Origin of the sequence: Streptomyces viridosporus (genome assembly GCF_002078235.1) — a bacterium.
GTDB classification, from domain to species: domain Bacteria; phylum Actinomycetota; class Actinomycetes; order Streptomycetales; family Streptomycetaceae; genus Streptomyces; species Streptomyces viridosporus.
The window spans coordinates 1-9,910 of the sequence record NZ_MSGP01000608.1; the positions used below are offsets into that span (position 1 = coordinate 1).

Genomic DNA, 9,910 nt, shown 5'->3' on the forward strand with positions numbered 1-9,910 from the left:
AAGGCCACGAGCTCGGCGCGCAGGGCTTCGGGCAGCGCGCCGAGCTCGTGGCCTTCCGCCGCGACCTGCACATGCACCCGGAACTCGGCAACCAGGAGTTCCGCACGACCGCCGCGATCAAGGAACGGCTGGAGCGGGCCGGCCTGAAACCGCGGGTACTCTCCAGCGGGACCGGTGTGATCTGTGACATCGGGACGGACGACGAGGCCGGCACCGACGCGGCGGTGCTGGCCCTGCGCGCCGACATCGACGGCCTGCCCATCCCCGACATGAAGACCGAGTGCCCGTACCGCTCCACCGTGCCCGACCGCGCGCACGCCTGCGGCCACGACGTGCACACCACCGTGGTGCTCGGCGCCGGGCTCGTCCTCGCCGAACTGCACCGCCAGGGCCTGCTGCCCCGGCCCGTGCGGCTGATCTTCCAGCCCGCCGAGGAGGTGCTGCCCGGCGGCGCCGTCGACGCCGTCGCGGACGGCGCGCTCGACGGCGTCGGACGGATCCTCGCCGTGCACTGCGACCCCCGGGTCGACGCCGGGAGGATCGGACTGCGCGAGGGGCCCATCACCTCGGCCTGCGACCGGCTGGAGATCGCCCTCGACGGTCCCGGCGGCCACACCGCCCGCCCGCACCTGACCACCGATCTGGTCACCGCCGCCGCCCGCGTGGTCACCGACGTGCCCGCCCTGGTCGGTCGGCGCGTCGACAGCCGCAGCGGACTCGCCGTGACCTGGGGCCGGGTCGAGTCGGGCCACGCGCCCAACGTCATCCCGCAGCACGCCGAACTGTCCGGCACCGTCCGCTGCCTCGACCTGAACACCTGGCGGCAGGCCCCCGACATCGTGGTCGCGGCCATCGACGAGGTGGCCAACCTGCACGGCGCCAAATCGGAGATCACCTACGTGCGCGGCGTGCCGCCGGTCGTCAACGAGGCCGGGGCCGCCGCGCTGTTGCGCGACGCCATGGTCGCCCGGCGCGGAGTGGAGTCCGTCGAGGGCACCGAGCAGAGCCTGGGCGGCGAGGACTTCTCCTGGTACCTGGAGCACGTCCCCGGCGCCATGGCCCGCCTCGGTGTCCGCCCTCCCGGTGAGCGCACCGTGCGCGACCTGCACCAGGGCGACTTCGACGTGGACGAGCACGCCATCACCGTGGGCGTGGAGCTCTTCACCGCCGCCGCCTTCCTCGACGCCCTGCGCTGATCCCGCCCCCTCCCGGCGGCCCCGACGCGCCTCCTCCGCCCGCTCCGACGACCGCCTACCGCGCGGGCGGGGGAGGGGCGGCGCGGGGCACGTGCCGCGCCGATCGCCCCTTCCGCCCCTCCGCGGCCCCCTGGTTCACCCGGGCACAACCGGCCATCGGCACGAATGGATAACGGCCCCGCGGAACCCCGTTCCCAGGAGTTTCTACGCGCGTTAATGTGCGCCGAACCGAGCGCCCGCTGCGGGGCTTTGGAGAATGGGGAACTTCAGATGCGTCGGACATCCAGACTGGCCCGCGTCGCGGTGGGGGTCGCGTCACTCGCACTCGCCGCCACGGCCTGCGGCGGCACCAGCGGTGACAAGGGAGACGGCGGCGGTGACTCCAGGAAGAAGGAGGACCTCGGCCTCGCCATCGCCTACGACATCGGCGGCAAGGGCGACCAGTCCTTCAACGACGCCGCGTTCGCCGGTCTCAGCAAGGCCAAGGACGAGTTCGGCTACAAGACCGCCGACGTCGAGCCCACCGAGGGCGAGACGGACGCGGACAAGGAGCAGCGCCTGGCCTCGCTGGCCCGCCAGGGCTACAACCCCGTCATCGGCGTCGGCTTCGCCTACGGCCCCGCGATGGAGGCCGTGGCCGCGAAGTACCCGAAGACCACCTTCGGCATCGTCGACTCCGTGGTCGAGGGCGAGAACGTCGCCTCCCTCGTCTTCGCCGAGGAGCAGGCCTCGTACCTGGCCGGTGTCGCCGCCGCCAAGGTCACCAAGACCAAGACCGTCGGTTTCGTGGGCGGTGTGGACATCCCGCTGATCCACAAGTTCCGCGCGGGCTTCGAGCAGGGCGTCAAGGACACCGACCCGAAGATCAAGGTGATCTCGCAGTTCCTGACGCAGACGGCGGAGGAGGGCGGCTTCTCCAGCCCCGACAAGGGCAAGGCCGCCGCCGAGGGCCAGATCGAGAAGAAGGCCGACGTCGTCTACCAGGCGGCCGGTCTGTCCGGGCAGGGCGTGATCGAGGCCGCCGCCAAGGCGAAGGTCTGGGCGATCGGCGTCGACTCCGACCAGTACCAGCAGGAAGCCCTCGCCAAGTACAAGGACTTCATCCTCACCTCCGCCACCAAGGAGGTCGGCGGTTCGGTGTACGCCCTCGCCAAGTCCGTCGAGGAGGGCAAGCCGCGCACCGGCACCCAGGTGTTCGACCTCAAGGTGAACGGCGTCGGCCTGTCCGAGAGCAACCCGAAGATGGCCGAGGTCCCCGGCCTGACGGACGCCGTGGCCAAGGCCAAGGAAGGCATCATCGACGGTTCCATCAAGGTGAAGACGGAGTAGGGCCCCGGCCGCGGCCGCCCCGCGGGCCGGCCGCGACGGATCCGCACGAGGCGGGCGGGTGCCCCGGGGCGCCCGCCCGCCTCGCGTGTCCGTGGACACCCGTGCACGTCACCCACCGCCACCCCGCCTGCGCGGTCGGCGATACCGTGACCAGGGCTCCACGACAGCTTGGGCACGGCCGCATAACAAGGTGGACAGAAGGGGTTTTCAGGCAGGTCTACGCGCGTTAATGTGCGGCGAAGCCAGCGCCGCAGCTGAACCGTCCGGCGCTTGTACGACAGGAGCACCACACCATGCGCCGGATTTCCCGGATCACGGTCGCAGGCGCAGCGACCGCCTCCCTGGCCCTCGCCCTCTCCGCCTGCGGCGGCACCTCGACCTCCTCGAGCTCGTCGTCCGAGTCGAAGGGCGACAAGGGCCTGGCCATCGCCTACGACGTCGGCGGCAGGGGCGACCAGTCCTTCAACGACGCCGCCTTCGCGGGCCTGCAGCAGGCCAAGGAGGAGTTCAAGTACGAGACCGCCGACGTCGAGCCCACCGACGGCGAGACGGACGCGGACAAGGAACAGCGCCTGGTCTCGCTGGCGAAGCAGGGCTACAACCCGGTCATCGGCGTCGGCTACGCCTACGCCGCCGCCGTGAAGGGTGCCGCGGAGAAGTACCCGGACACCACCTTCGGCATCGTCGACGACGCCACGGTCGAGGCGGAGAACGTCGCCGACCTGGTCTTCTCCGAGGAGGAGGCCTCGTACCTGGCCGGTGTCGCCGCCGCCGAGACCACCAAGACCAAGACCGTCGGTTTCGTGGGCGGTGTGGACATCCCGCTGATCCACAAGTTCCGCGCGGGCTTCGAGCAGGGCGTCAAGGACACCGACCCCAAGGTCAAGGTGATCTCGCAGTTCCTGACGCAGACGGCGGAGGAGGGCGGCTTCTCCAGCCCCGACAAGGGCAAGAGCGCCGCCGAGGGCCAGATCGAGAAGAAGGCCGACGTCGTCTACGCGGCCGCCGGTCTGTCCGGGCAGGGCGTGATCGAGGCCGCCGCCGCCAACAAGGTGTGGGCGATCGGCGTCGACTCCGACCAGTACAAGCAGGAAGCCCTCGCCAAGTACAAGGACTCGATCCTGACCTCGGCGATGAAGGACGTCGCCAAGGCGGTGTACAACCTGGCGAAGTCGGTCGAGGACGGCAAGCCCGCGACCGGTATCGTCAAGGGCGATCTGAAGACGGGTGAGGTGAGCCTGTCGAACTCCAACCCGAAGTTCGCGGACGACGCCGAGCTCCAGGAAGCCATCAAGACGGCCAAGGAGAAGATCGTCAGCGGCGAGATCAAGGTCAAGTCGAGCTGAGAGTCCCCTGAACGACCCTGAGCAGCAGGTAACCGCGGGGTTGCGTCCGCTCGACGGGGTACGGGGAGCCGAGCTCCCCGTACCCCGTCGGTGTGCGGTGCCGCCCTTTTGTATGCCGTAGGGGCGCTACGCGCGTAGAAGGCCCCCGTCCCCAGGAGAGTGCGCCATCAACGCGTCCAGCAGCCCTCCGGCCGGAGCGGCGGTCAACGAACCGGTGACCGCCGTCGAACTCGCCGGGATCACGAAGCGTTTCCCGGGCGTCGTGGCCAACCACGACATCCACCTCACCGTCCGCAAGGGCACCGTCCACGCCCTCGTCGGCGAGAACGGCGCCGGCAAGTCGACGCTGATGAAGATCCTCTACGGCATGCAGAAGCCGGACGAGGGCACCATCGCGATCGACGGCGAGCAGGTCGCCTTCTCGTCGCCGGCCGACGCCATCGCCCGCGGCATCGGCATGGTGCACCAGCACTTCATGCTCGCCGACAACCTCACCGTCCTCGAGAACGTGGTGCTCGGCAGCGAGAAGCTGTACGGCATCGGCGCCAGGGCCCGGCGCAAGATCCAGGAGATCTCCGACCGCTACGGCCTCGGCGTCCGCCCCGACGTGCTGGTCGAGGAGCTCGGCGTCGCCGCCCGCCAGCGCGTGGAGATCCTCAAGGTCCTCTACCGCGGCGCCACCACCCTGATCCTCGACGAGCCCACCGCCGTCCTGGTCCCGCAGGAGGTGGACGCCCTCTTCGAGAACCTCCGCGGGCTCAAGTCCGAGGGCCTGTCGGTCATCTTCATCTCCCACAAGCTGGGCGAGGTCCTCTCCGTCGCCGACGAGATCACCGTCATCCGCCGCGGCACCACGGTCGGCACCGCCGTCCCCGCCGAGACCACCCCCCGCCAGCTCGCCGAGATGATGGTCGGCAGCGAACTGCCCACCCCGGAGACGGCCGAGTCCACGGTCACCGACCGCCCGGTCGTCACCGTCGACAAGCTGCGCCTGGCGGCCCCCGGGGGCAAGGCCCTGCTCGACGACATCACCTTCACCATCCACGAGGGCGAGGTCCTGGGCATCGCAGGCGTCGAGGGCAACGGCCAGACCGAGCTGGTCGACGCGCTCATCGGGCTCCGGCACGCCGACTCCGGCACCATCCGCTTCCTGGGCGAGGACATCACCGCGCTGCCCACCCGCAAGCGCCGCGAGCAGGGCATCGGCTACATCCCCGAGGACCGCCACCGCCACGGCCTGCTCCTGGAGGCCCCCCTCTGGGAGAACCGCATCCTCGGCCACGTCACCGAGAGGCCCAACGCCAAGGGCGTCTGGCTGGACCCGAAGGCCGCCCAGGAGGACACCCGCCGGATCGTGACGACGTACGACGTCCGCACCCCGGGCATCGACGTCACCGCGGCCTCCCTGTCCGGCGGCAACCAGCAGAAGCTGATCGTCGGCCGCGAGATGAGCCACGGGCCGCGCTTCCTGATCGCCGCCCACCCCACCCGCGGTGTGGACGTCGGCGCCCAGGCCGCCATCTGGGACCACATCCGCGAGGCCCGCCGGGAGGGCCTCGCCGTGCTGCTGATCTCCGCCGACCTGGACGAGCTGATCGGCCTGTCCGACACCCTCCGCGTGATCTACGACGGCAAGCTCGTCGCGGACGCCGACCCGGCCACCATCACCCCGGAGCAGCTCGGCACCGCCATGACCGGTGCGGCCTCCGGACACCTCGAACACGAAGAGATCCCCGAGACCTCGGCCGGCCCCTCCCGGTCCTCCGAGTCTCCGGAAGACGAGGCCCGCTGATGAAGAAGTTCGACAGGGAGCGCGTGCTCCTCGCAGTGGCCGGACCGGTCATCGCGCTCGCCGTGGCCTTCGTGCTGAGCGCGATCGTGCTGATCGCCTCCGGCAAGAACCCGGTCGAGCCGTTCGCCCTGATGTTCGAGCAGGCGACGTTCTCCGACATCCAGGTCCTGATCATCAACCAGGCCTCGATGTACTACATCGCGGCCCTCGCGGTGGCCATCGGCTTTCGGATGAACCTGTTCAACATCGGCGTCGACGGCCAGTACCAGCTCGCCGCCATGGCGGCCGCCATCGTCGGCGCCCACGCCGCCCTCCCGGCCGTCCTGCAGATCCCGCTGCTGCTGCTCACCGCCGTGCTCACCGGCGCCTTCTGGTCCGGCATCGCCGGCGTCCTCAAGGTCACCCGCGGCGTCAGCGAGGTCGTCGCGACGATCATGCTCAACGCGATCGCGACCTCCGTCATCGGCTACCTGTGGCTGCCGACCGTCTTCGGCGTCAAGGTCGGCAACAACAACACCACCGGCGAGATGCACGAGTCCGGCTGGGTCCCCGGCATCGACATGGGCGAGGCCGGCGAGATCTACGGCCTGGTGATCCTCGCCGTGCTGCTCGGCATCGGCTACTGGGTCGTCCTCAACCGCACCCGCTTCGGCTTCGACCTGCGCGCCTCCGGCGCCTCGGAGTCCGCCGCCGCGGCCAGCGGCGTCAGCCCCAAGCGCATGGTGCTCACCGCCATGCTGCTCTCGGGCGCCATCGCCGGACTCGCGGGCCTGCCGATCCTGCTCGGCGACACCCACACCTACAGCCTGAACTTCCCCACCGGCATCGGCTTCCTCGGCATCGGCATCGCCCTGCTCGGCCGCAACAGCCCGGTCGGCATCGCCTTCGCCGCCCTGCTGTGGGCCTGGCTCGACAAGGCCTCGCCCGAGCTGGACTTCCACGGCTACGACAAGGAGATCGCGGTCATCATGCAGGGCCTGATCGTCCTCTCCGTCGTCGTCTCCTACGAGGCCGTCCGTGAGTGGGGCCTGCGCCGCCAGCAGCGCCGGGTCGGCGCGGAACTCGCCGCGGGCCACGTCCTCGGCGGCGCCGTCGCCGGCGCCGCCAACACCACCACGAAGGAGGTGGCCGGCCGATGACCGCTCCGACCACAGCGACCGACGTCAACCAGCCCTCGCTGCAGCCCGCGGCGCCGACCGGCCGCCGCATGTCGTGGCCCGTGCTGCTCCTGGTCATCGCCGGAGCCCTGGCCCTGACCTCGATCGTCCGCCTGATCACCGGCGCGGACGGCATCACCAACGTCAGCCAGATGTCCACCGCGCTCCAGCTCGCCGTCCCGATCGGCCTCGCCGGCCTCGGCGGCCTGTGGGCCGAGCGCGCCGGTGTCGTCAACATCGGCCTCGAGGGCATGATGATCCTCGGCACCTGGTTCGGCGCCTGGGCCGGCTTCCAGTGGGGCCCGTGGACCGGCGTCCTCGTCGGCCTCATCGGCGGCGCGCTCGGCGGCCTGCTGCACGCCCTGGTCACCGTCACCTTCAACGTCAACCACATCGTCTCCGGTGTGGCGATCAACATCCTCGCCCTCGGCGCCACCCGCTACCTGGCCCCGCTGGCCTTCGAGGGCCACCAGGGCGGCTCCGCCAAGCAGTCCCCGGCGGTCGAGTCCCTCGGCAGTTTCACCGTGCCCGGCCTCTCAGACGCGCTGCGGGACCTCAACGACAAGGGCTGGTTCTTCGTCTCCGACATCGCGGGCCTGCTCGGCGGACTGGTCACCAACGTCTCCTGGCTGACCCTGATCGCCGTCGCGCTCATCCCCGCGACCTGGTGGATCCTGTGGCGCACCGCCTTCGGCCTGCGGCTGCGCTCCTGCGGCGAGAACCCGGTGGCCGCCGAGTCCCTCGGCGTCAACGTCTACAAGTACAAGTACCTCGCCGTGATCATCTCCGGCGCCCTGGCCGGCCTCGGCGGCGTCTTCCTGTCCATCGTGGCCAACCCCTTCTACCTGGAGGGCCAGACCAGCGGACGCGGCTACATCGGCCTCGCCGCGATGATCTTCGGCAACTGGATGCCGGGCGGCCTCGCCATCGGCGCCGGCCTCTTCGGCTACACCGACAGCCTCAACCTGCGCGGCGGCTCCGCCAACGTGCACGCCCTGCTGCTGCTCGGCGCGCTGCTGCTGGTCATCGGCGCGATCTGGCTGGCGGTCCGCAAGAAGTACGTCCACGCGGTGATCACCCTGGTCGTCGGCGCCCTCGTCTTCGCCTGGTACGCCGGCACCAACGAGGTCCCCAACCAGGTCGTCTCCGCCACGCCGTACGTCATCACCCTCGTCGTCCTCGCCCTGTCCGCCCAGCGGCTGAGGATGCCGAAGGCGGACGGCATGCCGTACCGGAAGGGACAGGGCAAGTGACCCCGCCCGCGACGGACGTCGACTGGGACGCGCTGCGCGCCCTCGCCCGGGAGGCCATGTCCCACGCCTACGCCCCCTACTCGGGCTACGCGGTCGGCGTCGCCGCCCTGGTCGACGACGGGCGCACGGTCTCCGGCTGCAACGTGGAGAACGCCAGCTACGGGGTCGGCCTGTGCGCCGAGTGCGGACTGGTCTCCGAGCTGCAGCGCACCGGAGGCGGCCGGCTCACGCACTTCACCTGCGTGGACGGCAACGGCGAGATCCTCGTCCCGTGCGGCCGCTGCCGCCAGCTGCTGTACGAGTTCGGCGGCCCCGGACTGCTGCTGGAGACCCCGGCGGGCATCCTGCCGCTGTCGGAGATGCTGCCCCAGGCCTTCGGCCCGCAGCACCTCACCAAGTAACTCCCGAAACGGCCCCTCCGAGCGACCGCCACACCGTCGGCCGGAGGGGCCGCCCCCTTCTCACCCCGGAAGGAACGCCATCCATGGCCATGGACGCCATCTCCGTCATCCGCACCAAGCGGGACCGCGGCGAACTCAGCGACGAGCAGATCGACTGGGTCATCGACGCGTACACCCGTGGGGAGGTGGCCGACGAGCAGATGTCGGCCCTCGCGATGGCGATCCTCCTCAACGGCATGAACCGGAGCGAGATCGCCCGCTGGACGGCCGCGATGATCGCCTCCGGCGAGCGCATGGACTTCTCGTCCCTGTCCCGCCCCACCACCGACAAGCACTCCACGGGCGGCGTCGGTGACAAGATCACCCTCCCGCTGGCCCCGCTGGTCGCCGCCTGCGGCGCGGCCGTCCCCCAGCTGTCCGGCCGCGGCCTCGGCCACACCGGCGGCACGCTGGACAAGCTGGAGTCGATCCCCGGCTGGCGCGCCCTGCTCTCCAACGAGGAGATGCTCTCCGTGCTGGACGGCACCGGCGCGGTGATCTGCGCGGCGGGCGACGGCCTGGCCCCGGCCGACAAGAAGCTGTACGCCCTGCGCGACGTGACCGGCACGGTGGAGGCGATCCCGCTGATCGCCTCCTCGATCATGTCGAAGAAGATCGCCGAGGGCACGGGCGCGCTGGTCCTGGACGTGAAGGTCGGCTCGGGCGCCTTCATGAAGACGATCGAGGACGCGCGGGAGCTGGCGCGGACGATGGTCGGCCTGGGCACCGACCACGGCGTGAAGACCGTGGCCCTGCTCACCGACATGGCGACCCCGCTCGGCCTGACCGCCGGCAACGCGCTGGAGGTCCGCGAGTCGGTGGAGGTGCTGGCGGGCGGCGGCCCGGCGGACGTCGTCGAGCTGACCCTCGCCCTGGCCCGCGAGATGCTCGACGCCGCCGGACTGAAGGACGCCGACCCGGCGAAGGCCCTGGCCGACGGCTCCGCGATGGACGTCTGGCGCCGCATGATCACGGCCCAGGGCGGCGACCCGGACGCGCCCCTGCCGACGGCCCGCGAGCAGCACGTGGTGAAGGCGCCGGCCTCGGGCGTCCTCACCCGCCTGGACGCCTACGACGTCGGCGTCGCCGCCTGGCGCCTCGGCGCGGGCCGCGCCCGCAAGGAGGACCCGGTGCAGGCGGGCGCGGGCGTCGAGCTCCACGCCAAGCCCGGCGACCCGGTCACCGAGGGCCAGCCCCTGCTGACCCTGCACACGGACACCCCGGACCGCTTCGCGTACGCCCTCGGGGCGCTCGAGGACGCGTACGACGTCGCCGCCCCCGGAACCGACTTCACGCCGTCGCCGGTGGTGCTGGAACGTATCGCCTGACCCGGGGTTTCCTCGCTCGGGTGAACGGGATCGGTGGGCCCCCACCGGTCCCGTTCACCCGAGCGAGGA

8 protein-coding genes are annotated in these 9,910 nt (G+C 71.1%); all 8 read left to right on the forward strand.

From position 1 onward, the window contains the following. On the forward strand, nt 1–1,196 hold a 1,196-nt coding region (locus B7L92_RS34130; RefSeq protein WP_107501700.1), incomplete at its 5' end, for a M20 family metallopeptidase. Nucleotides 1,197–1,466: 270 nt separating this feature from the next. After that, the gene (locus tag B7L92_RS34135; RefSeq protein ID WP_081241116.1) at nt 1,467–2,525 is read left to right on the forward strand and encodes a BMP family lipoprotein; all 1,059 of its coding nucleotides are present in this window, start codon (nt 1,467–1,469) and stop codon (nt 2,523–2,525) included. Between the two features lie 293 nt (nt 2,526–2,818). Then, nucleotides 2,819–3,871: a BMP family lipoprotein gene (locus B7L92_RS34140; RefSeq protein WP_081241117.1), complete on the forward strand. Its 1,053-nt coding sequence runs from the start codon at nt 2,819–2,821 to the stop codon at nt 3,869–3,871. A gap of 214 nt (nt 3,872–4,085) precedes the next feature. Further along, nucleotides 4,086–5,663: an ABC transporter ATP-binding protein gene (locus B7L92_RS34145; RefSeq protein WP_081241118.1), complete on the forward strand. Its 1,578-nt coding sequence runs from the start codon at nt 4,086–4,088 to the stop codon at nt 5,661–5,663. Continuing rightward, complete coding sequence (locus B7L92_RS34150) at nt 5,663–6,802, forward strand: ABC transporter permease (RefSeq protein ID WP_081241119.1); 1,140 nt, start codon at nt 5,663–5,665, stop codon at nt 6,800–6,802. The genes B7L92_RS34145 and B7L92_RS34150 overlap by 1 nt, the downstream gene beginning before the upstream one ends. Beyond that, entirely contained in the window at nt 6,799–8,073 is a 1,275-nt protein-coding gene (locus B7L92_RS34155; RefSeq protein ID WP_081241120.1) for an ABC transporter permease, read from the forward strand. Before B7L92_RS34150 ends, B7L92_RS34155 begins: the two co-directional genes overlap by 4 nt. Then, nucleotides 8,070–8,474: a cytidine deaminase gene (locus tag B7L92_RS34160; RefSeq protein ID WP_081241121.1), complete on the forward strand. Its 405-nt coding sequence runs from the start codon at nt 8,070–8,072 to the stop codon at nt 8,472–8,474. Before B7L92_RS34155 ends, B7L92_RS34160 begins: the two co-directional genes overlap by 4 nt. An 83-nt stretch (nt 8,475–8,557) precedes the next feature. Continuing rightward, entirely contained in the window at nt 8,558–9,841 is a 1,284-nt protein-coding gene (locus B7L92_RS34165) for a thymidine phosphorylase (protein WP_081241122.1), read from the forward strand. The last annotated feature ends 69 nt before the right edge of the window (nt 9,842–9,910 follow it).